Origin of the sequence: Streptomyces caelestis (assembly GCF_014205255.1) — a bacterium.
Lineage (GTDB): Bacteria > Actinomycetota > Actinomycetes > Streptomycetales > Streptomycetaceae > Streptomyces > Streptomyces caelestis.
In genome coordinates, this window is the sequence record NZ_JACHNE010000001.1 from 5919726 (window position 1) to 5944758 (window position 25033).

The 25033-nt window shown below is 69.8% G+C and carries 27 protein-coding genes; 19 read left to right on the forward strand and 8 right to left on the reverse strand.

Going from position 1 to position 25033, the window contains the following annotated elements:
- Window positions 1-40 precede the first annotated feature (40 nt).
- The 11 genes from HDA41_RS27285 (at window position 41) to HDA41_RS27335 (ending at window position 10057) form a co-directional block, all read left to right on the forward strand.
- Window positions 41-1387: an MraY family glycosyltransferase gene (locus HDA41_RS27285; protein ID WP_184988116.1), complete on the forward strand. Its 1347-nt coding sequence runs from the start codon at window positions 41-43 to the stop codon at window positions 1385-1387.
- 298 nt (window positions 1388-1685) lie between these two features.
- Window positions 1686-2123 carry a Cg1360 family ATP-synthase-associated protein gene (locus HDA41_RS27290; protein ID WP_184988119.1) on the forward strand — a complete coding sequence of 146 codons (438 nt, stop codon included), beginning with the start codon at window positions 1686-1688 and terminating at the stop codon, window positions 2121-2123.
- A 225-nt stretch (window positions 2124-2348) separates the two neighbouring features.
- A complete protein-coding gene (gene atpB / locus HDA41_RS27295) occupies window positions 2349-3167 on the forward strand; it encodes a F0F1 ATP synthase subunit A (protein ID WP_494409555.1) in 819 nt (272 codons plus the stop codon).
- Between the two features lie 75 nt (window positions 3168-3242).
- On the forward strand, window positions 3243-3476 hold the full coding sequence (atpE, locus tag HDA41_RS27300; protein WP_143636214.1) for an ATP synthase F0 subunit C: 234 nt from the start codon (window positions 3243-3245) through the stop codon (window positions 3474-3476).
- A 41-nt stretch (window positions 3477-3517) separates the two neighbouring features.
- Window positions 3518-4066, forward strand: a complete 549-nt coding sequence (locus tag HDA41_RS27305; RefSeq protein ID WP_184988122.1) for a F0F1 ATP synthase subunit B — start codon at window positions 3518-3520, stop codon at window positions 4064-4066.
- On the forward strand, window positions 4063-4878 hold the full coding sequence (locus HDA41_RS27310) for a F0F1 ATP synthase subunit delta (RefSeq protein ID WP_184988125.1): 816 nt from the start codon (window positions 4063-4065) through the stop codon (window positions 4876-4878). The genes HDA41_RS27305 and HDA41_RS27310 overlap by 4 nt, the downstream gene beginning before the upstream one ends.
- Window positions 4879-5004: 126 nt before the next feature.
- Window positions 5005-6594, forward strand: coding sequence for a F0F1 ATP synthase subunit alpha (gene atpA / locus HDA41_RS27315; protein WP_059417212.1), 1590 nt, complete (start codon window positions 5005-5007; stop codon window positions 6592-6594).
- Window positions 6595-6615: 21 nt separating this feature from the next.
- Entirely contained in the window at window positions 6616-7533 is a 918-nt protein-coding gene (locus tag HDA41_RS27320; protein WP_059417211.1) for a F0F1 ATP synthase subunit gamma, read from the forward strand.
- Window positions 7534-8970 (forward strand): F0F1 ATP synthase subunit beta, encoded by a 1437-nt coding sequence (atpD, locus tag HDA41_RS27325; RefSeq protein WP_059417210.1) that lies wholly within the window; start codon window positions 7534-7536, stop codon window positions 8968-8970. It begins immediately after the preceding gene.
- A 132-nt stretch (window positions 8971-9102) separates the two neighbouring features.
- A complete protein-coding gene (locus tag HDA41_RS27330; RefSeq protein WP_053670581.1) occupies window positions 9103-9480 on the forward strand; it encodes a F0F1 ATP synthase subunit epsilon in 378 nt (125 codons plus the stop codon).
- Window positions 9481-9610: 130 nt separating this feature from the next.
- Window positions 9611-10057, forward strand: a complete 447-nt coding sequence (locus tag HDA41_RS27335; protein WP_184988128.1) for a DUF2550 domain-containing protein — start codon at window positions 9611-9613, stop codon at window positions 10055-10057.
- 83 nt (window positions 10058-10140) lie between these two features.
- Here the strand turns inward: HDA41_RS27335 and HDA41_RS27340 are convergent, their stop codons facing one another.
- The 3 genes from HDA41_RS27340 to HDA41_RS27350 all read right to left on the reverse strand — a co-directional run bounded on the left by HDA41_RS27340 (window position 10141) and on the right by HDA41_RS27350 (window position 13918).
- Window positions 10141-11964, reverse strand: a complete 1824-nt coding sequence (locus tag HDA41_RS27340; RefSeq protein WP_184988131.1) for a glycoside hydrolase family 18 chitinase — start codon at window positions 11962-11964, stop codon at window positions 10141-10143.
- 122 nt (window positions 11965-12086) lie between these two features.
- Window positions 12087-12728, reverse strand: coding sequence for a response regulator (locus HDA41_RS27345; RefSeq protein WP_184988134.1), 642 nt, complete (start codon window positions 12726-12728; stop codon window positions 12087-12089).
- Complete coding sequence (locus HDA41_RS27350) at window positions 12725-13918, reverse strand: sensor histidine kinase (protein ID WP_230299436.1); 1194 nt, start codon at window positions 13916-13918, stop codon at window positions 12725-12727. Before HDA41_RS27350 ends, HDA41_RS27345 begins: the two co-directional genes overlap by 4 nt.
- A gap of 152 nt (window positions 13919-14070) precedes the next feature.
- Here HDA41_RS27350 and HDA41_RS27355 point away from each other — a divergent pair, with 152 nt between their 5' ends.
- Together HDA41_RS27355 and HDA41_RS27360 are read left to right on the forward strand one after the other, a co-directional pair.
- Complete coding sequence (locus HDA41_RS27355; RefSeq protein ID WP_184988140.1) at window positions 14071-14646, forward strand: hypothetical protein; 576 nt, start codon at window positions 14071-14073, stop codon at window positions 14644-14646.
- On the forward strand, window positions 14646-14834 hold the full coding sequence (locus HDA41_RS27360; RefSeq protein WP_184988143.1) for a DUF5708 family protein: 189 nt from the start codon (window positions 14646-14648) through the stop codon (window positions 14832-14834). The genes HDA41_RS27355 and HDA41_RS27360 overlap by 1 nt, the downstream gene beginning before the upstream one ends.
- Before the next feature lie 15 nt (window positions 14835-14849).
- Here HDA41_RS27360 and HDA41_RS27365 read toward each other — a convergent pair whose 3' ends face one another.
- From HDA41_RS27365 to HDA41_RS27375, 3 genes are read right to left on the reverse strand one after another with little or no spacing between them, the layout of a single operon-like run.
- Window positions 14850-15422: a cob(I)yrinic acid a,c-diamide adenosyltransferase gene (locus HDA41_RS27365; protein WP_184988146.1), complete on the reverse strand. Its 573-nt coding sequence runs from the start codon at window positions 15420-15422 to the stop codon at window positions 14850-14852.
- A gap of 13 nt (window positions 15423-15435) precedes the next feature.
- Window positions 15436-16185, reverse strand: coding sequence for an ABC transporter permease (locus HDA41_RS27370; protein WP_184988149.1), 750 nt, complete (start codon window positions 16183-16185; stop codon window positions 15436-15438).
- A gap of 9 nt (window positions 16186-16194) precedes the next feature.
- On the reverse strand, window positions 16195-16977 hold the full coding sequence (locus HDA41_RS27375) for an ABC transporter ATP-binding protein (RefSeq protein ID WP_184988152.1): 783 nt from the start codon (window positions 16975-16977) through the stop codon (window positions 16195-16197).
- Between the two features lie 80 nt (window positions 16978-17057).
- On the opposite strand from HDA41_RS27375, the gene HDA41_RS27380 reads away from it, so the two are divergent.
- The 4 genes from HDA41_RS27380 to HDA41_RS27395 all read left to right on the forward strand — a co-directional run bounded on the left by HDA41_RS27380 (window position 17058) and on the right by HDA41_RS27395 (window position 21901).
- Window positions 17058-17714, forward strand: a complete 657-nt coding sequence (locus HDA41_RS27380) for a TetR/AcrR family transcriptional regulator (RefSeq protein ID WP_184988155.1) — start codon at window positions 17058-17060, stop codon at window positions 17712-17714.
- Between the two features lie 111 nt (window positions 17715-17825).
- Complete coding sequence (locus tag HDA41_RS27385) at window positions 17826-18674, forward strand: 3-hydroxyacyl-CoA dehydrogenase family protein (protein ID WP_184988158.1); 849 nt, start codon at window positions 17826-17828, stop codon at window positions 18672-18674.
- A 149-nt stretch (window positions 18675-18823) separates the two neighbouring features.
- The gene (locus tag HDA41_RS27390) at window positions 18824-19147 is read left to right on the forward strand and encodes an STAS domain-containing protein (RefSeq protein WP_184988161.1); all 324 of its coding nucleotides are present in this window, start codon (window positions 18824-18826) and stop codon (window positions 19145-19147) included.
- Between the two features lie 267 nt (window positions 19148-19414).
- Window positions 19415-21901, forward strand: a complete 2487-nt coding sequence (locus HDA41_RS27395; RefSeq protein WP_184988164.1) for an ATP-binding protein — start codon at window positions 19415-19417, stop codon at window positions 21899-21901.
- 70 nt (window positions 21902-21971) lie between these two features.
- Here HDA41_RS27395 and nucS read toward each other — a convergent pair whose 3' ends face one another.
- Window positions 21972-22643 (reverse strand): endonuclease NucS, encoded by a 672-nt coding sequence (gene nucS / locus HDA41_RS27400; RefSeq protein WP_010040116.1) that lies wholly within the window; start codon window positions 22641-22643, stop codon window positions 21972-21974.
- Window positions 22644-22899: 256 nt separating this feature from the next.
- On the opposite strand from nucS, the gene HDA41_RS27405 reads away from it, so the two are divergent.
- On the forward strand, window positions 22900-23292 hold the full coding sequence (locus tag HDA41_RS27405; protein WP_184988167.1) for an SCO5389 family protein: 393 nt from the start codon (window positions 22900-22902) through the stop codon (window positions 23290-23292).
- Between the two features lie 83 nt (window positions 23293-23375).
- Here HDA41_RS27405 and HDA41_RS27410 read toward each other — a convergent pair whose 3' ends face one another.
- Entirely contained in the window at window positions 23376-24404 is a 1029-nt protein-coding gene (locus HDA41_RS27410; protein ID WP_184988170.1) for an LLM class flavin-dependent oxidoreductase, read from the reverse strand.
- Between the two features lie 283 nt (window positions 24405-24687).
- Between HDA41_RS27410 and HDA41_RS27415 the strand changes: the two genes are divergently transcribed.
- Window positions 24688-25020, forward strand: coding sequence for an Rv1322 family protein (locus tag HDA41_RS27415; RefSeq protein WP_184988173.1), 333 nt, complete (start codon window positions 24688-24690; stop codon window positions 25018-25020).
- The last annotated feature ends 13 nt before the right edge of the window (window positions 25021-25033 follow it).

Here is a 25033-nt window from a genome sequence, read left to right on the forward strand (position 1 = left end):
TGTGGGGCTGAGATGGCCAGCGAGACCTGTGGGGAAGCCCGTGCGTGAATACCTGCTGACGCTCTGCGTCACGGCCGCGGTGACGTATCTGCTGACAGGGCCGGTACGGAAGTTCGCGATCGTGGCCGGAGCGATGCCGGAGATCCGGGCACGTGACGTGCACCGGGAACCCACTCCGCGGCTCGGCGGGATCGCGATGTTCTTCGGCCTGTGCGCGGGTCTGCTGGTCGCCGACCACCTGACCAACCTCAGCCAGGTCTTCGAGACGTCGAACGAACCCCGGGCGCTGCTGTCCGGGGCGGCTCTGATCTGGCTGATGGGCGTGCTGGACGACAAGTTCGAGCTGGGCGCTCTGATCAAGCTGGGTGGCCAGATGATCGCAGCCGGCGTCATGATCCTTCAAGGCTTGACCATCCTGTGGCTGCCCATCCCCGGTGTCGGAACGGTGTCCGTCACCCCGTGGCAGGGCAACCTGCTCACCGTGGCGCTCGTGGTCATCACCATCAACGCGGTCAACTTCGTGGACGGCTTGGACGGCCTGGCGGCAGGGATGGTGTGCATCGCCGCAGCGGCGTTCTTCCTGTACACCTACCGGATCTGGTACGGCTACGGTGCGGAAGCGGCGGCCCCGGCGACCCTGTTCTCCGCGGTGCTCATGGGTATGTGCCTCGGCTTCCTTCCGCACAACATGCACCCCGCCCGGATCTTCATGGGCGACTCCGGGTCAATGCTGATCGGTCTGGTCCTCGCGGCGAGCGCCGTGTCCGTCACCGGCCAGCTGGACGTTGAGGCACTCAACGTCAACCTGGGTGGCACGCGGGAAACGACCCACGCGATGCTCCCCGTCTTCATCCCCCTGCTGATGCCGTTGACGATCATCGCGATCCCGGCCGCCGACCTGGCCCTGGCGATCGTTCGCCGCACCTGGCGCGGCCAGTCCCCGTTCGCCGCCGACCGCGGCCACCTGCACCACCGGCTGCTGGAGATCGGTCACTCGCACAGCCGCGCCGTGCTCATCATGTACTTCTGGTCGGCGCTGATCGCCTTCGGCGCCCTCGCCTACTCGGTCAATTCGACGTCCATGTGGATCGTGCTCGGCGTCGTCTTCCTCAGCGTGATCGGCCTGCTCCTGCTCCTGCTGCCGCGCTTCACGCCGCGGGCCCCGCGCTGGATGGAACGGTTCCTGCCGCCGCGCTACCGGCGCCGCGGCTCGGTCGCGGCCCTCTCACCCGACGCCTCGACGCCGGCGTCCGCCGCCGATCAGGCCGCTTCCGTCAGGTCCGAGGACCGCACGCCGGCGGTCTCCGGGGTCTCCGGTGTCAACGGGGCGACCGCCATCGGCGCCCGTTCGCGTCTGGGCGACCGGAGCAAGGCCGGGACAAGGTAAGAATCTGACTAGAGCATTGCCAAGTCGTGGGCTTGCGATGGGGGTGCGAAGCGCCCCAATACCAGACATCTCGGCGCTGTTCTCGCTCAGACGCGCATGTTCACCCTCATGTGTGACTGTCCGCACACCTTCAGGTAAAGACTGCATCAAATAGTTTGTGATACGGTTCACGAGAACCCCCCGGATAGAGCCGAAGGACCGTAGTGCGACGGTCCATTGGTGTGAGGTCTCCACTCAGCCCGGGACTACGCTCGTCCATGACGACACCCCTGCCCCCTGCGAAAGCGGAGTTGCCGCCATGCCGTCCAATGACGCCCGGATTCTGGCCCAGGCTGCCGTGCCCACGGCTGCCGTCGGTGCTGTTGCCGCCGTCATCAGTGGTGTGGTTGCCGGCGGCAAGGGAGCGATCGGGGCGGTCGTCGCTACGCTCGTGGTGATCCTGTTCATGGGGATCGGTCTCTACGTCCTGCAGCGCACTGCCAAATCGCTTCCGCACCTCTTCCAGGCGATGGGTCTGATGCTCTACGCAGCGCAGATTCTGCTGCTGTTCGTCTTCATGGCCGCCTTCAAGAACACCACGTTGTTCCACCCCAAGGCCTTCGCTCTCACGCTCGTCGCCGGCACCCTCGCGTGGATCGCGGCGCAGGCGCGTGCCCACATGAAGGCCAAGATCCTTTACGTCGAGCCCGATTCGGCGACGGGCGGGAAGCCCGCAAAGTCGGGGCACTCGTCGTGAGGGGTAGGGCCGGGATAAGTAGACATGAGATCTCCTGCTATCGTCCGGTGCCAACTGCGGCATCGCGGGCGCGGGCATCCGAGCTGACGCCTGCTCTATCGCGAGGCGAGATGCCCCCCAGCCGCCCCCACATCCGTAACACCAGTCCCGTGCCGAACCGCGGCTCTGTGCCGCGCCGACACAACGAGGTTGCCGTACCCATGCGTCACGCCGAAGGAGCCCGCGGTGAGTGCTGACCAGACCCAGCTCGCCTTTGACTGGAGCTGTCGGATCATGTCCGACAACGGGTGTGGTTTTCCGGCTCCGGGCCTGCACTCGTTCCTCTTCAAGCCGATTGCCACGGTCGGGGGGTTCGAGTTCAACAAGGTGATGCTTCTTGCCCTCATCACCACGCTCCTGGTCGTCACCTTCTTCACGCTCGCCTTCGGCAAGGCGAAGGTGGTGCCGGGCAAGCTCCAGATGGTCGGTGAGGCCGGCTACGACTTCGTACGCCGAGGCATCGTTTACGAGACCCTCGGTAAGAAGGAGGGCGAGAAGTACGTCCCTCTGATGGTCTCGCTCTTCTTCTTCATCTGGATCATGAACATCTGGTCCGTGATCCCGCTGGCCCAGTTCCCGGTCTCGTCGATCATCGCCTTCCCGATGGTCCTGGCCGCGATCGTCTACGTGGTGTGGGTCTCGCTGACCTTCAAGCGGCACGGTTTCGTCGGGTTCTTCAAGAACGTCACCGGCTACGACAAGTCGCTCGGCCCGGTGCTGCCGCTCGTGATGGTCATCGAGTTCTTCTCGAACCTGCTCGTTCGTCCCTTCACGCACGCGGTCCGACTCTTCGCCAACATGTTCGCCGGCCACCTGATGCTGGTGATGTTCACCGTCGCCTCCTGGTACCTGCTGAACAGCTGGATGATCCCGGCCGCCGGTGTCTCGTTCGTCATGACGATGGTCATGATCCTCTTCGAGCTCTTCGTGCAGGCCGTCCAGGCGTACGTCTTCGTCCTCCTGGCCTGCTCGTACATCCAGGGCGCTCTCGCCGAGCACCACTGAGCCCCCGCCCCCTCAAGCCCCTGATCGTCCGGTGGCCAACCCCCGCCGGTCCATGAAAAAGAAGGAAGATTCAGCATGGCTGCCCTTGAGACCCTCGCCGCTGTCGAAGGCAACATCGGTTCCATCGGCTACGGCCTCGCCGCCATCGGCCCCGGCGTCGGCGTCGGCATCATCTTCGGTAACGGCACCCAGGCCCTTGCCCGCCAGCCCGAGGCCGCCGGCCTGATCCGTGCCAACCAGATCCTCGGCTTCGCCTTCTGTGAGGCGCTCGCCCTCATCGGCATCGTCATGCCGTTCGTCTACAACTGACGAACGCTGACGAGCCGAACCTTTCGACGAAAGGCACTGATGTGATCGCCAACCTGGTGCAGCTGGCGGCCGAGAGTGAGCAGAACCCGCTCATTCCTCCGGGCCCCGAGCTGCTCGTCGGCACCATCGCCTTCGCCATCGTGTTCTTCTTCTTCTGGAAGAAGCTGCTTCCGAACATCAACAAGGTTCTGGAGGAGCGCCGCGCGGCGATCGAAGGCGGTATCGAAGAGGCCGAGACCATGAAGGTCGAGGCCCAGAGCGTCCTTGAGCAGTACAAGGCACAGCTCGCCGAGGCCCGGCACGAGGCCGCGCGCCTGCGCCAGGAGGCGCAGGAGCAGGGTGCCGCCCTCATCGCCGAGATGCGGGCCGAGGGCCAGCGGCAGCGCGAGGAGATCGTCGCCGCCGGTCACGCCCAGATCGAGGCCGACCGCAAGGCCGCGTCGTCCGCGCTGCGTCAGGACGTCGGCAAGCTCGCCACCGACCTGGCCGGCAAGCTCGTCGGCGAGTCCCTCGAGGACCACGCCCGTCAGAGCCGCGTGATCGACCGGTTCCTCGACGACCTCGAGGAGAAGGCCGAGGCCGGCCGATGAACGGAGCGAGCCGCGAGGCCCTGGCAGCCGCACGTGAGCGTCTCGACGCGCTGACGGACTCCACGTCCGTGGACGCCGGCTCGCTCGCCGACGAGCTGGCCGCCGTCACCGCGCTGCTCGACCGCGAGGTGTCGCTGCGTCGGGTCCTCACCGACCCGGCGCAGGCCGGTGAGGCCAAGGCCGAACTGGCCCAGCGCCTGCTCAGCACCCAGGTCAGCGGCCCCGCCGCCGACCTGGTCGCCGGAATGGTGCGCTCCCGCTGGTCGCAGTCGCGCGACCTGGTGGACGCGCTGGAGACGCTGGCCGACACCGCCGACCTCACCGCCGCGCAGAAGGCGGGCAAGCTCGACGACGTCGAGGACGAGCTGTTCCGCTTCGGGCGGATCGTCTCCGGCAGCACCGAGCTGCGTGCCGCGCTGACCGACCGCAAGGCCACCACCTCGGCCAAGAGCGAGCTGCTGCGCGGCCTGCTCGGCGGCCGGGCGCAGTCGGCCACCGAGCGTCTGGTCACGCGCCTTGTGACCGCGCCGCGGGGACGTAGCCTGGAGTCGGGACTGGAGTCCCTGTCCAAGCTCGCCGCCGAGCGCCGGGACCGCATGGTGGCCATCGTCACCTCGGCGGTACCGCTGAGCGACCCGCAGAAGCAGCGCCTGGGCGCCGCCCTCGCGAAGCTCTACGGCCGCACGATGCACCTCAACCTGGACGTGGACCCCGAGGTCCTCGGCGGGATCCGGGTGCAGGTCGGCGACGAGGTCATCAACGGCTCCCTCGCGGACCGCATCGAGGACGCCAGCCGCCGGCTCGCCGGCTGAGCCAGCAACTCAATAGCAGTACGTACTTACGACGGCCCTGGTTGGGCCGTGCAGAAGAATCCTGGGGGTCGCCCCCAGACCCCCAAAGTGAAACTTCGGGCCCAACAAGGAGAGCAGGGAACCCAGATGGCGGAGCTCACGATCCGGCCGGAGGAGATCCGGGACGCGCTGGAGAACTTCGTCCAGGCGTACAAGCCGGACGCGGCCTCGCGCGAGGAGGTCGGTACGGTCACCTTCGCCGGCGACGGTATCGCGAAGGTCGAGGGTCTGCCCTCGGTCATGGCCAACGAGCTGCTGAAGTTCGAGGACGGCAGCCTCGGTCTCGCCCTCAACCTCGAGGAGCGCGAGATCGGCTGCGTCGTCCTCGGCGAGTTCAGCGGTATCGAGGAGGGCCAGCCGGTCTCCCGTACCGGCGAGGTCCTGTCCGTCGCGGTCGGCGAGGGCTACCTCGGCCGCGTCGTGGACCCCCTCGGCAACCCGATCGACGGCCTCGGCGAGATCGAGACCGACAGCCGTCGCGCCCTGGAGCTGCAGGCTCCGGGCGTCATGGTCCGTAAGTCGGTGCACGAGCCGATGGAGACGGGCTACAAGGCCGTCGACACGATGACCCCGATCGGCCGTGGCCAGCGCCAGCTGATCATCGGTGACCGCCAGACCGGCAAGACCGCCCTGGCCGTCGACACCATCATCAACCAGCGCGACAACTGGCGCACCGGCGACCCGAACAAGCAGGTCCGCTGCATCTACGTCGCCATCGGCCAGAAGGGCTCCACCATCGCCGGCGTGCGCGGCGCTCTGGAGGAGGCCGGCGCGCTGGAGTACACGACCATCGTCGCCGCCCCGGCGTCCGACCCGGCCGGCTTCAAGTACCTGGCGCCCTACACCGGTTCGGCCATCGGCCAGCACTGGATGTACCAGGGCAAGCACGTCCTGATCATCTTCGACGACCTGTCGAAGCAGGCCGACGCCTACCGCGCCGTGTCGCTGCTGCTGCGCCGCCCGCCGGGCCGTGAGGCCTACCCGGGTGACGTCTTCTACCTGCACTCTCGTCTGCTGGAGCGCTGCGCGAAGCTCTCCGACGAGATGGGTGCCGGCTCGATGACCGGTCTGCCGATCGTCGAGACGAAGGCCAACGACGTCTCGGCGTTCATCCCGACCAACGTCATCTCCATCACCGACGGCCAGTGCTTCCTGGAGTCGGACCTGTTCAACGCCGGTCAGCGCCCCGCGCTGAACGTCGGTATCTCGGTCTCCCGAGTCGGTGGTTCCGCCCAGCACAAGGCGATCCGCCAGGTCTCCGGCCGTCTGCGTGTGGACCTCGCCCAGTTCCGTGAGCTGGAGGCCTTCGCCGCCTTCGGTTCCGACCTGGACGCCGCGTCCAAGGCGCAGCTGGAGCGTGGTCAGCGCATGGTCGAGCTGCTGAAGCAGCCGCAGTACCAGCCGATGGCCACCGAGGACCAGGTCGTCTCCATCTGGGCCGGCACCACCGGCAAGATGGACGAGGTTCCGGTCGCCGACATCCGCCGCTTCGAGAAGGAGCTGCTGGAGTACCTGCACCGCAAGGAGCAGGGTCTGCTGACCTCCATCCGCGAGGGCGGGAAGATGTCGGACGACACGCTCCAGGCCATGGCCGACGCCATCGCGGAGTTCAAGAAGCAGTTCGAGACCTCCGACGGCAAGCTGCTCGGCGAGGACGCCCCGGCTGCCGGCAAGTGACGTAAGGAAGGGACCTGACTCATGGGAGCCCAGCTCCGGGTCTACAAGCGTCGCATCCGTTCCGTCACCGCGACCAAGAAGATCACGAAGGCGATGGAGATGATCGCCGCCTCGCGCGTCGTCAAGGCGCAGCGCAAGGTGGCGGCGTCCACGCCGTACGCGACCGAGCTCACCCGGGCGGTCGCGGCGGTCGCCACCGGATCGAACACCAAGCACCCGCTGACGACGGAGCCGGAGAACCCGACCCGCGCCGCGGTCCTGCTCCTCACGAGCGACCGCGGCCTGGCCGGCGCCTTCAACTCCAACGCCATCAAGGCCGCGGAGAGGCTCACGGCGAAGCTCGAAGGTGAGGGCAAGGAGGTCGTCAGCTACATCGTCGGCCGCCGTGGTCTCGCCCACTACAACTTCCGCGAGCGCAAGGTCGCGGAGTCGTTCACGGGCTTCACCGACGAGCCGTCGTACGCGGACGCCAAGAAGGTCGCGGCCCCGCTGATCGAGGCCATCGAGACGGAGACGGCGGAAGGCGGCGTGGACGAGCTCCACATCGTCTACACCGAGTTCGTGTCGATGATGACGCAGACGGCCATCGAGGCCCGGCTGCTGCCGCTCAGCCTCGACGAGGTCGCGCAGGAGGCCAAGCCCAAGGGCGAGATCCTCCCGCTGTTCGACTTCGAGCCCTCGGCGGAGGACGTCCTGGACGCCCTGCTGCCGCGCTACGTGGAGAGCCGGATCTACAACGCGCTGCTCCAGTCGGCCGCCTCCAAGCACGCCGCCACGCGGCGCGCGATGAAGTCGGCCACCGACAACGCCGGAGAGCTCATCGAGACGCTCACCCGGCTTGCCAACCAGGCCCGCCAGGCCGAAATCACCCAGGAAATCAGCGAGATCGTCGGTGGCGCCAGTGCCCTGGCCGACGCGACCGCGGGGAGTGACCGATAAATGACCACCACTGTTGAGACCGCGACGGCTACGGGCCGCGTCGCCCGGGTCATCGGCCCGGTCGTCGACGTGGAGTTCCCCGTCGACGCGATGCCCGAGATCTACAACGCCCTGCACGTCGAGGTCGCCGACCCGGCGCTCGCGGGCGAGAAGAAGACGCTGACCCTGGAGGTCGCCCAGCACCTGGGTGACGGCCTGGTCCGCGCGATCTCCATGCAGCCCACCGACGGCCTGGTCCGCCAGGCTCCCGTCGTCGACACCGGCGCGGGCATCTCCGTCCCGGTCGGCGACTTCACCAAGGGCAAGGTGTTCAACACCCTCGGTGAGGTACTGAACAGCGACGAGACCTTCGAGGGCGAGCGCTGGCCCATCCACCGCAAGGCCCCCGCGTTCGACCAGCTCGAGTCGAAGACCGAGATGTTCGAGACGGGCCTGAAGGTCGTCGACCTTCTCACCCCGTACGTCAAGGGCGGCAAGATCGGTCTGTTCGGTGGTGCCGGTGTCGGCAAGACCGTGCTGATCCAGGAAATGATCATGCGTGTCGCCAACCTCCACGAGGGCGTCTCCGTCTTCGCGGGCGTCGGCGAGCGCACCCGTGAGGGCAACGACCTCATCGCGGAGATGGAAGAGTCCGGCGTTCTGGACAAGACCGCCCTGGTCTTCGGCCAGATGGACGAGCCCCCGGGCACCCGTCTGCGCGTGGCCCTGGCCGGCCTGACGATGGCGGAGTACTTCCGTGACGTCCAGAAGCAGGACGTGCTGTTCTTCATCGACAACATCTTCCGCTTCACCCAGGCCGGTTCCGAGGTGTCGACCCTGCTCGGCCGTATGCCCTCCGCGGTGGGCTACCAGCCGAACCTGGCCGACGAGATGGGTGTCCTCCAGGAGCGCATCACCTCGACCCGTGGTCACTCGATCACCTCGATGCAGGCGATCTACGTCCCCGCGGACGACCTGACCGACCCGGCCCCGGCCACCACCTTCGCCCACCTCGACGCGACGACGGTGCTCTCCCGTCCGATCTCCGAGAAGGGCATCTACCCGGCCGTGGACCCGCTGGACTCCACGTCCCGGATCCTCGACCCGCGGTACATCTCGGCGGACCACTACAACGCCGCGATGCGCGTGAAGAACATCCTGCAGAAGTACAAGGACCTGCAGGACATCATCGCGATCCTCGGTATCGACGAGCTCGGCGAGGAGGACAAGCTCGTCGTCCACCGTGCCCGTCGCGTGGAGCGCTTCCTGTCCCAGAACACCCACGCCGCCAAGCAGTTCACCGGCGTGGACGGTTCGGACGTGCCGCTGGACGAGTCGATCGCCGCGTTCAACGCGATCTGCGACGGCGAGTACGACCACTTCCCGGAGCAGGCGTTCTTCATGTGCGGTGGTCTCGAGGACCTGAAGAAGAACGCGAAGGAGCTGGGCGTCTCCTGAGCCTCGCGCTCGACACATGAGCCTCGTGCTCATGACGGAGGGGGCGGGCGCGTCCCGCCCCCTCCGTCACGCCCACTAGACTTGTAACCAACACCCGGCACTCCCGCCGGGTGGTGACCCGAGGAGCCACCCTTGGCTGCTGAGCTGCACGTCGCGCTGGTCGCGGCCGACCGTGAGGTCTGGTCCGGCCAGGCCACCCTGGTCGTCGCGCGCACCACGTCCGGCGACATCGGCGTCATGCCCGGTCACCAGCCGCTGCTCGGTGTGCTGGAGTCGGGCCCGGTGACCATCCGTACGAGTGATGGCGGGACGGTCGTCGCCGCGGTCCACGGCGGTTTCATCTCGTTCGCGGACGACAAGCTGTCGCTGCTGGCCGAAGTCGCGGAGCTGTCGGACGAGATCGATGTCCAGCGCGCGGAGCAGGAGCTGGAGCGTGCGAAGGCGGAGGACGACGCGGAGGCCCAGCGCCGCGCGGACGTCCGTCTGCGTGCGGCCACGGCGGCGCGCTGACTTCGCCCGCCGTGTGATGACGTCACTCAGCCGCGGCTGGGTACCGGAGAGATCCGGACCCAGCCGCGGCTGAGGCGGATGTGGGTGATTTTTACGTTCCGTTACCTAGGAGACGAGGAGGTCGGTGTCGATGGTCCTCGCTCTGACTGTGTGCGGAATTGTCGTGGCCCTCGTGGTGGTGGGACTGTTCGTCTTCGGTCTGCGCCGCCGGCTCATCCAGCGCTCGGGCGGCACCTTCGACGCCAGCCTGCGCTGGGACACCCCGGAGCAGAGCGACGCAGGCGGCAAGGGCTGGGCCTACGGGGTGGCCCGGTACAACGGCGACCGCGTCGAGTGGTTCCGTGTCTTCTCGTACTCGCCGCGCCCCCGCCGGATCCTGGAACGCTCCGCGATCGAGGTGGCCGGCCGCCGGGTCCCGGAGGGCGAGGAGGAGCTGGCACTGCTCTCCGACCATGTGATCCTCGCCTGTCTGCACCGGGGGACCCGGCTGGAGCTGGCCATGAGCGAGGACGCGCTGACCGGTTTCCTGGCGTGGCTGGAGGCGGCCCCGCCCGGTCAGCGAGTGAATGTGGCGTAGCCACATTCACTCGCTGACCGGGGGTCCCCCCGGACGAAGTCTGGGGAGCGTCAATGTCGCTTAGGCCGGCTTAGGATCGTCGGTCAGTCGAGCCCGTCGTCGATGGCGGTCACCAGCTCACCGTTGCCGGTGTCGCCGCTGAACTCCCAGAAGAAGGCGCCGCCCAGGCCCTGGTTCTTGGCCCAGGTCATCTTCCCGGCGATCGTCGCGGGAGTGTCGTACGACCACCAGGTGCTGCCGCAGTGCGCGTACGCGGTGCCCGCGATCGTGCCGGTGGCCGGGCAGGAGTTCTTGAGGACCTTGTAGTCCTCGATGCCCGCCTCGTACGTACCGGGAGCCGCGCCGGTCGCCGTGCCGCCGGGGGCGGACTGGGTGACGCCGGCCCAGCCGCGGCCGTAGAAGCCGATGCCGAGCAGGAGCTTGGCGGACGGGACGCCCTTCGCCTTCAGCTTGGTGATCGCGTCGGCCGAGTTGAAGCCCGCCTGCGGAATGCCGGGGTACGAGGTGAGCGGGGAGTGCGGGGCGGTCGGGCCGTCCTTGTCGAAGGCGCCGAAGTAGTCGTACGTCATCACGTTGTACCAGTCGAGGTACTGCGCGGCGCCGCCGTAGTCGGCCGCGTCGATCTTGCCGCCGGAGGACCCGTCGGCGGTGATGGCCGCGGTGACCAGGTAGTCCGGGCCGAACTCGGCACGCAGTGCCTGGGAGAGGTTCCTGAACGCCGCCGGCCCCGAGGTGTCGCAGGTCAGGCCGCAGGCGTTCGGGTACTCCCAGTCGATGTCGATGCCGTCGAAGACGTCGGCCCAGCGCGGGTCCTCCACGACGGCCTTGCAGGACTTGGCGAACGCGGTGGCGTTGGCCGCGGCCTGGCCGAAGCCGCCCGAGTAGGTCCAGCCGCCGAACGAGTACAGCACCTTGATGTGCGGGTACTTGGTCTTGAGCTGGCGCAGCTGGTTGAAGGTGCCGCGCAGCGGCTGGTCCCAGGTGTCGGCGGTGCCGCTGACGGACTGGTCGGCGGTGTAGGCCTTGTCGTAGGCGGCGTAGGTGTCGTCGACCGTGCACTGGCCGTTCTTGACGTTGCCGAAGGCGTAGTTGATGTGCGTGATCTTCGACGCCGAGCCCGACGTCACCAGGTTCTTGACGTGGTAGTTGCGGCCGTAGACGCCCCACTCGGTGAAATAGCCGAGCTTGATCGTGTCACCGGCGGGCGGGGGTTCCTGCGAGCCGCCGGTGGTGCGGACCTTCACCGCGCCGCTGACCGGGCCGGTCTGGTCGGCGGTGTCGCGGGCCTGGACGGTGTAGGAGTAGTCGGTGCCGGCGGTCAGGCCGGTGTTCGTGTACGAGGTGGCCGTCACCGTGGCGACCTTCGTGCCGTCGCGCAGGACGTCGTAGTTCTTGACGCCCTTGTCGTCGGTGGCGGCGGACCAGGTCAGCTTCACCGAGGTGTCGGTGATGCCGGAGGCGGTGGGGGTGCCGGGGGCGGAGGGCGGGGCGTCGCCGGGGACGCTGCCGCCGTCGCAGCCGCCGCCGTTGAGCTTGCAGCTCGCCGGGGAGCCGGAGCCGGTGCCGTTGAAGCCGAAGGAGACGGAGGCGCCGGGGGCGAGGGTGCCGTTCCAGGATTTGTTCTTCGCGCTCCAGTGGGTGCCGGAGGAGGTGACGTCGGCGTCCCAGGCGGACGTGACGGACGTGCCGGAGGGGAAGTCCCACTCGACGGTCCAGGAGCTGAGGGTCGTGGTCCCGGTGTTCTTCACCGTCCACTTGCCTTCGAAGCCGGAGCCCCAGTCCTGCGTCTTGGTGTAGCTCGCGGTGGCGGATGTCGCGGCCTGGGCCGGGCTCGCGAGGCCGACGAGACCGGCCAGCGGGAGCAACAGGGTCGCGAACCCTGCCGCGGCTCTGTGTCTGAAGCGCATGCTGCGCCTCCTTGATGGAGTTGTGGGGGCGCGACTGAGCCTCACGCCCTCTCATGGTGCGGTGAGAATAGGAAGGTCTGGACCACCGGTCAATAGGTCTGGACCACCCATCCATGCGTGGGTCAGATCCCCAACTCCTGCGCCAGGACGGCCGCTTGCACCCGGCTGCGCAGCTCCAGCTTCCCCAGCAGGCGGCTGACATGGGTCTTCACCGTCGCCTCGGCCATGTCGAGCCGCTCGGCGATGCCCGCGTTGGACAGGCCCTCGCCGAGGCAGGACAGCACCTCGCGCTCGCGCCGGGTCAGCCGGTCGAGGACCGCCGGGTCGGCCGTGGGCTCCCGTGTGGGCTTCGCGGCGAACTCCGCGATCAGCCGCCGGGTGACCGCCGGGGCGATCAGCCCCTCCCCACGTGCGACCGTCCGGACGGCCTCCAGCAGGTCCTTCGCCTCGGTGTTCTTCAGCAGGAAGCCGGACGCGCCCGCCCGCAGCGCCCCGAAGACGTACTCGTCGAGGTCGAAGGTGGTCAGCACCAGCACGTCGGCGAGCCGTTCCGCGACGACCTGCCGGGTCGCCGAGACCCCGTCCAGGCGCGGCATCTGAAGGTCCATCAGCACCAGGTCCGGCCGCAGCTCGCGGACCAGCGCCACCGCCTGCTCGCCGTCCGCCGCCTCGCCGACCACCTCGATGTCGGGCGCGCTGCGCAGGATGAGGACCAGGCCTGCGCGGACGGCGGACTGGTCCTCGGCGACCAGGACGCGGATCATGCGGTGTCTCCTTCGACGGTTTCGTGCACGGGCAGGGTGGCACGAACGGCCCAGACCTTGCCGTCCGGCGAGTCCTCGGGGCCGGCCTCGAACGTGCCGTCCAGCAGCGCGGCGCGTTCCCGCATGCCGACCAGGCCCGCGCCCGAGCCGGGGGCGCCGGGCCCGTCCCGGTCACCGTACGGGCTGGTCACCGTGATGGTCAGCACGCCGTCTTGCTGGGCCAGGGACACGGTGACCCGGCCGGGGCCGGCGTGCTTGAGGGTGTTGGTGAGGGATTCCTGGACGATGCGGTAGGCGGCCAGTTCGACCGGCGCGGGGACCGTGCCGTGCGCGGTGTCCAGCGTGACGTCGAGGCCGTTGGTGCGGGCGCCCTCGACCAGGGCGCCGAGTCCGTCGAGGGTGGGGGCGGCGACCGGCTCGACGTCACCGCTGGAGTCGCGGAGGATCCCGATCAGCCGGCGCATCTCCGCGAGCCCCTCGACGCTGTTCTCGCGGATCACGGCCAGGGCGTCCTGGGAGGTCTTCGGGTCGTCCAGGGAGAGCGCGGCCGTGGAGTGGATGGCGATCGCCGACAGGTGGTTGGCGACCATGTCGTGCAGTTCGCGGGCCATTCGGGCGCGTTCGGCGGTGACGGCCTGGGTGCGGTCCATCTCGGCGAGCAGCGCGGTCTGCGCGGCACGCAGCCGGGCCGCCTCGGCGGCGTCACGGTGGTTGCGGACGATCAGGCCGGTGGCGGCGGGCGCGAAGGCCACCACGCCGATGACCACGCCGAGCAGCAGCGCCTCGGGCTCGCGCCGCACCGCGAACGGCACCACCGTCCCGGCCACCGACAGCATCCCGGTGATCCTGGGGATGCGGTGGGCCGAGGCGGGCGGTCCGTACAGGACGGCCGCGTACATGAGGTCGGTGAACATCAGGATCGTGACCAGGTTGCCCTGGGTGACGGTGTCCAGGACGATCGCGGCCGTGCCGATCAGCAGGGCGGTACGCGGGGCGGTGCGGCGCAGCAGCTCGCAGCCGGCCATGACGAGCAGCGGCAGCAGGACCGGCCAGCGCCCCGGCAGCAGCACGTAGGCCTCGGTGTGCGGACGGGTGGCCAGACCGAGGGTCCACAGCAGCAGCCCGCCGAGCAGACTGCCCAGCGCGACGTACACGTCGAAGCGGCGGGGACGGGTCAGTCGTACGGCCATGCCACCATCCAACACGGCCGCCGGGCCCCGTGCCTGATCCCCGCGAAGGGTCCCCGGCTGCATCTTTCGATGTAGCGCGGGTTCGTCAGTCGCGACGACGATTCCGGCCGCGCCGGCCGGGAGCCTGGAAGGGTGACCGAGAGGAGCGAACTGTGATCGTCGCCTTGATCGCCGCCTGTGAGATCGGCTTCTGGGTGCTGCTGGCGGCCGGGCTGGCCTTCCGCTACCTGCTGCGCATGCCGCGTACGGGGCTGGCGCTGCTGCTGTGCGAGCCGCTGCTGGAGGTCGTCCTGCTGGTCGCCACCGCGCTGGACCTCAAGAACGGCGCCGAGCCGAACTGGACGCACGGGCTGGCCGCGCTGTACATCGGCTACACCGTGGGGCACGGCCACCGCACGGTGAAGTGGCTGGACGGCCACGCGGCCCACCGGTTCGGCGGCGCACCGCCCCCGGTCAAGCCCCCGCGCTACGGCATGGCCCGTGCGCGCCACGAGGGCAAGGTCTGGACGGGCACGCTGGTGGGCGCCGCCGTCGCGACCGCGCTGCTCCAGATCGCCATCTGGTACGTCGACGACCCGAGCCGCGTCACCTCCCTGGAGAGCTGGCGCTACGCGGCCTGGCGCGCGGCCGGCATCCACGGCCTGGTCGCCCTGAGCTACTGGATCTGGCCGCGGAAGCCTCCGGCGGGTGAACCGGCGGTCGCGCAGGAGAAGGAGAGGGTGCGGTGATGAGCAAGGCCCGCGGGAACCTCGTGGAAGGGATCGTCACCTTCCTGATCGGCCTGGGGTTGTGGCTGTTCACCGGCGACGTGGAGGTCCCCGTCGTCACCCTCACGAAGGTCGGTGTCGTGATGATGTGCGTCGGCGGCGTGCTCGCCGCCGCCGGGCTGCTGCAGGGGGCGCGGCGCAGGACCTGAGCGCTGCCCCCCGGCTCAGCGCTCGCCGCCCGGCACCCACAGCACGTCCCCGACCTCCTTGTTCGCCGTCCTCGCGAGGATGAACAGGAGGTCGGAGAGGCGGTTGAGGTAGGTCGCCGTCAGGGGGTTCATCACCTCGCCGTGCGCCTCCAGGGCCGCCCACGTCGAGCGTTCCGCCCGGCGGACCACCGTGCAGGCCTGGTGGAGGAGGGCCGCGCCGGGGGTGCCGCCGGGGAGGATGAAGGAGCGGAGCTTCTCCAGGCCCTCCAGGAAGCGGTCGCAGTCCGCCTCCAGCTTGTCGATGTAGGACTGCTCGACCCGCAGGGGCGGGTACTCCGGGTTCTCCACCACCGGCGTCGACAGGTCCGCACCCACGTCGAACAGGTCGTTCTGCACGCGGGTGAGGACCTTGACGACCTCCTCGTCCAGGCCGCCCAGCGCGATCGCCGTGCCGATCACCGCGTTCGCCTCGTTGGCGTCGGCGTACGCGGCGATCCGCAGGTCGGTCTTGGCGACCCGGCTCATGTCGCCGAGGGCGGTGGTGCCCTGGTCGCCGGTCCTGGTGTAGATGCGCGTCAGATTGACCATGCGGCCAGCGTAGTTAGGCTCCGGCGGTTCGGAACACGCGTGTGCCCACTGTCACGGACAGAGCCGTGAGGCCGACGGCCACCAGGACGCCGTACAGCATGTGAGCCGTGGCGTAGGAGCCGACATACGCGTCCCGGACCGCGTCGACCAGATAGCGGAACGGCATGAGGTGGGAGAGGACGTCCAGCCAGGCCGGGCCCAGGGTCATCGGCAGCATCAGGCCCGACAGCAGCATCGACGGCATGGTCAGCGCGTTGATCGCCGGGCCGAAGGTCTGCGGGGTGTCCATCTTCATCGCCAGCGCGTACGACAGCGCGGCCAGCGAGAGGGTGAGCAGCGCGACGAACGCGAAGCCGATCAGGACGCCGGCCAGCGGTGCCCGCAGACCCATGGCCACCGCAGCCAGCACGAGCAGCACCGCCTGGAAGACGAACACCGTGGTGTCCCGCAGCACCCGGCCGAGCAGCAGGGCCAGTCGGCTGACGGGCGTGACGCGCATGCGCTCGACCACCCCCTGGCCCTTCTCGATGATGATCGAGAAACCGGCGAAGGACGCGCCGAACAGTCCGAGTTGGAGCAGCAGGCCGGGGACGAGCACCTGCCAGGAGCTGCCGCGCTCGCCGAGCGGCAGGTCGGTGAGCAGCGGGCCGAAGAACAGCAGGTACAGCAGCGGCATCAGCACCCCGAAGAGCAGCGCGAAGCGCGAACGCAGGGATTGACGGAGGTAGCGGCCGTAGACGAGGGCCGTGTCCTGGATCAGCATCGAGACTTCCTAGACGGCTACGGGGGCGGCGTCGGCCGGCGTGGCGCTGCGGCCGGTGATGGCGAGGAAGGTGTCCTGGAGCGAGGCGTCGAGCGAGCCGCCGTACCGCAGCTTCAGCGCGCTCGGGGTGCCCTCGGCGACGACCACGCCGTGGTCGACGACGACCAGCCGGTCGGAGAGGGCGTCGGCCTCGTCCAGGTAGTGCGTGGTGAGGAAGACCGTCGTGCCGTGCTCGTCGCGCAGCCGCCGCACCAGGTCCCACAGGTCGGCGCGGCTGCCGGGGTCGAGTCCGGTCGTCGGCTCGTCCAGGAACAGCACCTTCGGGCGGTGGGTGAGCGCCATCGCGATGTCCAGCCGCCGCCGCTGACCGCCGGAGAGCGCCGCGCACTTGCGGTCGAGCAGCTCGGTGAGGTCCAGGTCGCGGGCGAGTTCCCCGGCGCGCGCGGCGGCCCGCGCCTTCGCCAGCCGGTACAGACGCCCCTGGGTGACCAGCTCCTCGCGCACGCTGATCTGCGGGTCGACCCCGCCGGACTGCGCCACGTAGCCGCAGGCCCGCCGCACCCCGGCCGGGTCGGTCGCCAGGTCGTGGCCCGCGACGGTGGCGGTGCCGCCGGTCGGTTCCAGCAGGGTCGTCAGCATCCGCAGGGTGGTGGTCTTGCCGGCCCCGTTCGGGCCGAGGAAGCCGAGGATCTCGCCCTCGCGGACGTCCAGGTCGATGCCGCGCACGGCGTCCACGGGGCCGCGCTTGGTCCGGAAGGTACGGGCCAGACCGGCCGTACTGATGATTGCCATGCCCCACAGAAAAACAGAGTCTCTTAAAGTTTGCAATCACTCCAAGTTTTGTGAGGCTCCAGGGAAGCTAGGATTCGGACATGGCAGAGGGGCTCAGGGAACGGAAGAAGCGCGAGACCAGGCAGCGCATCTCGGACATCGCCACCGGGCTCTTCCTGGAGCACGGGTTCGTGACCGTGACGATCGCGGACGTGGCGGAGGCGGCCGACGTCTCCGTGAACACCGTGTACAACTACTTCCCGGCCAAGGAGGACCTCTTCTTCGACCGCTCCAAGGGGGTCGTCGACCGGCTCTCCCGCTGGGTGCGCGGCCGGGACGCGGGGGAGTCCGCCGCCCGGGCGGTGCTGCGCGAGCTCCGTGCCGAGATCGAGGCCGTCTCGCCCCGGATGGGCCTCATCGAGGGCTACGACCGTTTCATGCGCTGCATCGAGGAGGCGCCGCCGCTGCGCTCCCGGCTGTGGAGCATTCAGCAGGAGGTCCAGCACAACCTGGAGGTGACCCTCCGCGAGGAGACGGGTGCCGGTGCCGGCGACCCGCTGCCGAGGCTGATCGCCGGTCAGATCTGCTGGGTCCACGGCACCGTCTTCGTCGCGATCGGCCGCGAGATGGCCAAGGGGCGCAACCCGGACGAAGTGTCACGGGAGATGCTCGTGCTCCTCGACGACATCGAGGAGCTGTTGAGCGAGAAGGTGCTCAACTACGCCGTCCGGGGCGAGGGATGGCCCCTGCCGGTGTGATGTCCGTCATGTGAGACGTGACGCGCGTTACTTACTGGTCACACGGGCCCTCACGAGCGCTAGTGTCCGCCCGAGAGGCAGACATAAGCAGCGCGTCAGGGGAGTCGCACAGTGGCACGGAAGCTCGCCGTCATCGGAGCCGGCCTCATGGGATCCGGCATCGCCCAGGTCTCCGCACAGGCGGGCTGGGACGTGGTTCTGCGCGACGTCACCGACGAGGCGCTGAAGCGGGGCACCGACGGCATCAAGGCGTCGTACGACAAGTTCGTCGCCAAGGGCAAGCTGGAGGCGCACGACGCCGACGCCGCCCTCGCCCGCATCACCGCGACCACCGACCTGGACGCCGCTGCCGACGCCGACGTGGTCGTCGAGGCCGTGTTCGAGAAGCTCGAGATCAAGCACGAGATCTTCCGCACGCTCGACAAGCTCGTGAAGGAGGAGGCGATCCTCGCCTCCAACACCTCCGCCATCCCGATCACCAAGATCGCGGCCGCGACGGAGCGCCCCGAGCGGGTCGTCGGCACGCACTTCTTCTCGCCCGTGCCGATGATGCAGCTGTGCGAACTGGTCCGCGGCTACAAAACCAGCGACGAAACCCTCGCCACGGCCCGGGAGTTCGCCGAGTCGGTCGGCAAGACCTGCATCGTCGTCAACCGCGACGTCGCCGGCTTTGTGACGACCCGTCTCATCTGCGCGCTGGTCGTCGAGGCCGCGAAGCTGCACGAGTCGGGCGTCGCGAGCGCCGAGGACATCGACCTGGCCTGCAAGCTGGGCTTCGGTCACGCCATGGGCCCGCTGGCGACGGCGGACCTGACGGGCGTCGACATCCTGCTGCACGCCACGAGCAACATCTACACCGAGTCCCAGGACGAGAAGTTCGCGGCTCCCGAGTCGATGCGCCGGATGGTTGACGCCGGTGACATCGGACGCAAGAGCGGGCAGGGCTTCTACAAGCACTGAAACCGCACATGCCCCGGGAGCATCACACCCCCGGGTGAATTCGGTATCGGTTCGCTTACAAGAAGCAACCTCTGCCCCCCTCACGCAGTCAGAGGTTGCATCACCGGCATCAGAACGCGGAGCACGAGACGCACGCACGGGGAGCGCATATGCACATCAGGGGCGACCATGCCGAGCTGGTCGTCGGGGGCCGCCTCGACGTCCGGAGCGCGGCGGACGCCCGTACGGTCCTGCACTCGGCCGTCGACGACGGAGTCGGCGACCTGGTGCTGGACCTGTCCGAACTGGACTCCTGGGACGCCACCGGACTCGGTGTGATCATGGGGGCTCACCGGCGGGCCGGCCGCTGCGGCCGGCGTCTGGTCCTGCGCGGCGTGCCGCCGCAGATGCAGCGCCTGCTGGTGGCCACCCGCCTGCACCGGATCCTGGCGATCGAGGGGGGCATCGGGGTGGAGACACTGCCTCACGTGTGACGCCTCGTGCGGGTGTGAACCGGGAGACCGGGGAGACCCGGACGGAGGCCGTCGAATCGCGCGACGCGCACAATCCTCACGAGACCGTGACGTCTCGGACGGCGCGGTACCCCGGACTGTCGTAGATACTGTGCGAAGGTTTAGGGTTCGGCTGCCCGCTGCCTTGAAACCCTATCTGCGGGCCCGGACCAGAAGCGACAGCGCGGTGTGCAGCAAGGCCGGGAGGGCTTTTCGGAGCACACACACGCTTTTGGGGGGCTTTGACCTATGGACCCGAACACCCAGGGACCCGAGGAGTACGGCCACGACGGCGACGAGCGGTCGCCGCGCCAGCGCCCGCCCAGGGAATCCCTCACACCCGACTTCAGCCAGCACGCGCCCGCGCTCGCCCGCACGGTGCAGCTGGTCGCCGGCGACTTCCTGCTGACCGTCAACCCCGTCGACGGCAGCGAGATAGAGGCGTGCCCGCCCGCCGAACGGCCCGCCCGGCCCGTGAAGCTCAGCACCGCCGAGCGCGCCGAGGCCGAGCGCGCGGCCCGGCCGCCCGTCCCGCCCGGCCCCGCGCAGCCCAGCCTCCCGCTGCTGGCCCGCCAGGACGAACGCGAGCGACTGGTGCGGCTGCTCGCCCGCGGCCGCTCGGTCCGCCTCACCGGCCCCGCCGGCTGCGGCCGCACCCGCCTCCTCGACCTCGTCACCGACGACTGCTCCGACCTCGCCCCCGACGGCGTCGTCCGCCTGAACGGCTTCGGCCGCACCTCCGGCGACCTGCTGTACGACCTCTTCCACGCGGTGTACAACGCCCCCCTGCAGCGCCCGGACCGGGACGAACTGCTCACGTACGTCCGTGAGATCGCCGCGGTCGTCGTCGTCGACGACCTGGAGTTCGGCGGCGCCGGGCTCGACGAGCTGCTGGAGGCGACCCCCGAGTGCGCCTTCCTGCTCGGCGCCACCCCGGACGTGCCGGCGCCCTCCGGCGACGCCGCCGTCGAGGAGGTCTTCCTCGGCGGCCTGGAGCGCGCGGCCGGGCTCGACCTGCTGGAACACGCCGTCGGCCGGCCCCTCACCGAGGAGGAGTCGAACTGGGCGGGCGACCTCTGGTTCGAGTCCGAGGGCCTGCCGCTGCGCTTCGTCCAGGCAGGTGCCCTGCTGCGGCAGCGCGACCGGCTGCGCGCCGGGACGAGCGCCGTCGACGAGTTCGGCGTCTTCGAGGACGCGCCCCCGGCCGACGCGTACGAGACCGCCGACGGCGACGAGGTACCGCTGCCCTCGCTCGGCGAGGCCGCCGCCCCCGCACCGCTGCTCGCCTCCCGGCTGAGCGCCTCCGCCCGCGCCACCCTGCGGTTCGCCGTCGCCCTCGGCGGCGAGGTGCCGCATCAGGCGCACCTGCCCGCCCTGGTCGGAGACACCCACGCGGACGCCGCGCTCGGCGAGCTGGCCGCCTGCGGCCTGGCCTCCCCGGTCGGCTCCCGTTACCGGCTCGCCGCCGGTGTCCTGACCCAGCTGGAGGCCGCCGGATACGCCGACGAGGCCGAGGCCGGCGCCCGCAGCGCCGCCCAGCACTACTCCTGGTGGGCCGGGCACCCCTCGGTCACCCCGGAGCGCGTGTGCGCCGAGGCCGACGCCCTCCTCGCCGCCCTGACCGTGCTCGGGCCGCTCACCAGCCCGCCCGCCGAGGGCGAGGAGAGCCCGGCCGTGCACCTGGCACGCACCGCCGCGCCCGCGTTCGCCGCCGGGCTGCACTGGAGCGCCTGGGAACGCGTCCTGCGCACCGGCGCCGAGGCCGCCCGGCTCGCCGAGGACGTCGCCGAAGAGGCGTACTTCCACCACGAGCTCGGCATTCTCGCCCTGTGCGGCGGACAGCTCGACCGGGCGCGCGCCGAACTGGAGGCTTCCATCGGCCTGCGCGGCGCCCTCTCCGACAAGCGCGGCACCGTCGCCGGCCGCCGTGCCCTCGCCCTGGTCGCCGACCGCTCGGGCACCCCGATCGGACTCGGGCCGACCGTGGGCGAGGAGGTGCCCGACGCCCGGTACGAGGAGTCGGCGTCCCCGGCCGGCGGTGTTCCGGCGGCCTTCCCGACCCTGCAGCGGCCTCCCTCGCCGGCCCTGGTCACCCACCACAGCCCGCCCGCGTTGTCCCGCAAGGCCCGGGGCGGCCTCAAGGGCCTGGCCCGGCGCAACGTCGTGGCCTCCGGCGCGGGTGCCCTGCTCGTCGCCGTGCTCGGCACGGTGGTGACCCTCGGCGCCACGTCCGACAACGAGACGAACCCGCCGTCCGGCCAGGTCGGCGTCAACCCCTCGGCCAGCCAGGGCGTCGACGACGGCAGCCTGGGCGCCGACCGGCCGGCGAACGACAGCGACGGCGACGCAGGTGCCGCGACGAGCCGCCCGACCGAGCCGGGCCCGGACGGCACACCGGGTACCTCGGACGATCCGACGCCGACGGGCGGTCCCAGTGGCTCGCCGGATCCGAGCGACTCCGCGTCGACGCCGAAGCCGCCGACGTCCTCGAAGCCGCCGGCCACGTCCAAGCCGCCGACGACGTCCAAACCCCCCACGACGTCGAAGCCGCCGACGACGTCCAAGCCGCCGACCTCGCAACCGCCCACGTCCCAGCCGCCGACCTCGCAGCCGCCGACGTCCCAGCCGCCGACCTCGCAGCCGTCCACCTCCGACTCGGCCAGCGGCCCGGCGCCCAGCACCCCCGCGAGCACGACCGCGAGCGCGCCGGAGAGCAGCACGGACCCGGTGATCTGACAGCCGTACACACAGCAGGGCCGGGTCCGTTCCTTGGACCCGGCCCTGCTCGTCGTGTATGTGCGGTGTGTCAGAACAGCCGCAGCTTGTCGTCCTCGATGCCGCGCAGCGCGTCGTAGTCGAGGACCTGGCAGCCGATGCCGCGGTCGGTCGCGAGGACGCGGGCCTGGGGCTTGATCTCCTGCGCGGCGAAGATGCCGCGGACCGGGGCGAGATGGGGATCGCGGTTCAGCAGCTCCAGATAACGCGTCAGCTGCTCCACGCCGTCGATCTCACCGCGCCGCTTGATCTCCACCGCGACGGTCTTGCCGTCGGCGTCCCGGCACAGGATGTCGACCGGCCCGATGGCCGTCGGGTACTCGCGGCGGATCAGGGTGTAGCCGTCGCCGAGTGTCTCGATGCGGTCGGCGAGCAGCTCCTGGAGGTGCGCTTCCACGCCGTCCTTGATCAGGCCGGGATCGACGCCCAGTTCGTGCGAGGAGTCGTGGAGGACTTCCTCCATCGTGATGATGAGCTTCTCGCCCGCCTTGTTGACGACGGTCCAGACGCCCTCATCCTCGCCGGTGCCCTCCTTCAGCGTGCAGGGCGGCGACATCCAGTTCAGGGGCTTGTAGGCCCGGTCGTCGGCGTGGATCGAGACGCTGCCGTCCGCCTTCACCAGGATCAGGCGCGGGGCCGAGGGAAGGTGGGCGGTGAGCCGCCCGGCGTAGTCCACGGAGCAGCGGGCAATGACGAGACGCATGGTCGGCAACGCTACTCGACAGGCACCTGTCGACGCGATTCGCCCTGGAAAACACGTGTTCGGTATTGGCCGATTGTGTGCATGGTGTGCTCATTGCGAGTGTCTCATCTGCGCATTCTCCTGGTGCCGTCACCGTCGGTTGCTTACGGTATGAACGGGAGGTCGCGATGTGTGTACGCAGCGTGTCCGGTATCGCGAACTCCCTTATCTGTCCGGCAACCCCTGCCCGCCGGGTGGGGGTGCGAGAGGAGAACTCATGTCGCTCGACGTCTCACCGGCCCTACTCGAACAGGCCGAGCGAGGCGAGGTCGATGAAGCGGAATTCGTCGACTGCGTCCGGACCTCCCTGCCCTATGCGTGGGAGATGATCAGCTCCCTGGTGGCCCAGCTGAAGGTGGACGGCGGTGCGTTCGCCGACAACCAGACGCCTCCGCCGGACGAGCAGGCACGCGGCCAGTTGCTGCGTGCGCTTGCGAGTGACGCGATACGCGGCGCGCTGCAACGGCACTTCGGTGTGCGGCTGGCCTTCCAGAACTGCCACCGGGTGGCGGTGTTCCCGCTTGACTCCTCGGTGGACGAGACGCTGGGCCGCTTCACGTCGGTCCGCAGCCAGCTGCTCAACCAGTCACCCGAGTTCCGGGACTGCTGACGCGGCGCCATTTGCTTGCCGCTCCGTACGCGGGAGGTACAGCTTTGTACCGGAGCGGCAAGCTCCAGGAACCCACCGCGCTTTCAGGCGAGTTGGGGGAGCACCTCGGCGCCCAGCCGCCGTACGTTCTCCTCCGTCGCCGCCAGGTCCCCGGAGCCCTCGACGAGCAGGGCGAAGCGGGAGATGCCGGTCCGCTCGCTGGTCGCCGCCAGCCGGTCGGCGCACAGCCGCGGTGTGCCCACCGGGTGCAGCCCGCAGAGCAGTTCGGTGTACGCCAGCGGGTCGCGCATCCGGCGCGTGCGCCCGTCGACCGTGACATGCGCCTCCAGGCCCTGCTTCAGCCAGCCCGGCATCGCCTTGATCAGCGTCTCCGCCGCGTCGACCCGCCGGTCCGCGATCTGGCAGACGCCCGCCGACACATGGGACGCGCCCAGGATCTCCTCGGCCGGCCGGCCGCAGGCACGCGCGTGCTGCCGCCAGAGAGCGACCATCTCGGCCTTCTCCTCGTCCCCGACATGCATCCCGAGCAGCATCGACAGACCGCGCTCGGCCGCCAGCCGCACACTCGCCGGTGACGTGCAGGCGACGACGAGCTCGGGTCCCTCGATCTCGGTCAGGGCCTCCGACGGCCGGGGAACGACCGGGACTTCGCGGAAGCGGAAGCGCTCCCCGGCGGCCGCCACCGACGCGTCGCGCAGCCAGCGCACCAGGACGTCCAGGGACTCGGGAAACCCTTTCTCGTAGGCCTCCAGGCCCGCGCCGAACACCTCCAGGTCGACCCACGGGCCGCCGCGCCCCACGCCGAGCGTGAAACGGCCGCCGCTCGTGTGGTGCAGCAGCGCTGCCTGTTCGCCGAGGGTCACGGGGTGGGTGGTGGGCAGGACGCTGACCGCCGTACCGACCCGGATGCGGCGGGTGCGGCCGAGCAGTAAGGCGGCCAGGGTGACGGCCGACGGGCACGTGCCGTACGGCACGAAGTGGTGCTCGGCCAGCCAGACCGTGTCGAGCCCGGCCTCCTCGGCGACCTCGGCCGAGCGGACCGCGCGGTGCAGCGCCTCTCCCTCGCCCTGACCGGGGAACTGGGCCGCCAACACGAAACTTCCAACGCGCATTGCTTTCCTGCTTCCTTGGCTCCGACACGGAGCTCCCCACAGGGCATAACCGTCTGACACGTGCCGAGGACACGGCCGGTCGGGGCATTTTGCGGATTGTCTGCAGAATGGGCGTTCCGCGCGGAGCCCGGGGAGACCCCGACGGGGAGCCCACGACGGGAAACCTCGGCGAGCCCCGCCTCGCCCGGCGAGGAGCTTGTGACGATTGGTGGCGTACGCCTACCCCGGTCCGCGCCGCGTAGGCTGGACGCCCCGTGTCCTGTATAGCCCCGAGAGGTGTCCCGTGTCCCCGCGTCGCAACCGACCCAAGGGCGCCGCTTCGTCCGGCCGGAGCACCGAGGACGACCGCCCCGGCCGCTACGGCGGCTGGCAGTCCTCGGAGAACTGGCAGGGTGAGAGCTGGAGCGTGCGGCACGTGGCCGGCGCGAGCGCGCAGGGCAAGTCCTACCGCTGCCCCGGCTGCGACCAACTGATCCCGGACGGGGTGCCCCACGTGGTGGCCTGGTCCGAGCACACGGGCGTCGACGACCGCCGGCACTGGCACAAAGCCTGCTGGAACGCGCGGGACCGCCGCACCCCCGGGGTGCGGCGGTCCCGTAACGCGCCGAGGTTCTAGGCCGTTGACGGCC